The 885-nt window shown below is 63.1% G+C and carries 1 protein-coding gene; it reads right to left on the bottom strand.

Annotated elements, in window-relative coordinates; genetic code table 11:
* Positions 1-743: integrase catalytic domain-containing protein (locus tag SO140_RS46120; RefSeq protein WP_498544225.1), on the bottom strand; the 743-nt coding region annotated here is incomplete at its 3' end.
* Between the last annotated feature and the right edge of the window lie 142 nt (positions 744-885).

Raw genomic sequence — 885 nt, 5'->3', positions numbered from 1 at the left:
TCTTCCTGCGCCGCACGGATGTCGGCAAGCAGTTGCACGGGATCCAGAGTGCGGTATGCCGCGCGCAGACGGCGCTTGATCGCCGATGCGAGTTTCGGGTGTGCCAGCGCACGTTCGTACGGCGTAGCCGGCGGATGATAGCGTTTGATGACCTTCGCGCCCTCGCGGCGCTTCTCCTTGAGCTTGAATGACGGCTGGAAGAAGTTCACAAGCAGGCGCGCCGCCGCGTAGAGACGCGCCATCACACGGGCCGTCGCGACCCCATCGAACCGCCCGTAGCCGACGAGCCGCCGCACCACCGCGCCGTTCTTCTGCTCCACGAAAGCCTGATCGTTCTTCTTGTAGGCGCGGGACCGCGTTACCTCGATCTGCTGTGCTCGGCACCATGGAACAACGACGTCGTTCATGAACGCGCTGTCGTTATCGAAGTCGGCACCCCGGATCACCCACGGGAACAGACTTTGTGCTCGCGTCATCGCTTCGACGACGAGGCTACCATCGCGGGTCACCAGGGGCAGACATTCCGTCCATCCCGTGGCGATATCCACCATGGTCAGCGTCTGGATGAACGAGCCGGCCACGCTGGTTCCACCATGCGCGACCATGTCGATCTCACAAAAACCAGGCGGCGGGTTGGCCCAGTCGTTGAAGGTTCTGATCGGCACCTCGCGTCGAATCGCCGAGTAGAATCCAACCCGCCGCCGGCGCCCCCCAGCAGCCGCAACTTTGACGTCGATTAACATTCGATCGATCGTCGCCGCACTCATCGTTACCAGTAGCGCGCGCTCTTCGCTTGTCGGCCTCAGCCGACCATGCCGCTCGAGTGCAGGCAACAGCGCTGGGATCATCGATACGAGGCGTTTGCCGCAGACGCGATCCGAGGCT

This window comes from Bradyrhizobium sp. UFLA05-108, assembly GCF_059803455.1.
The sequence above is the reverse complement of the archived record's forward strand: the minus strand, read 5'-3'. Positions and strand labels throughout refer to the sequence as shown.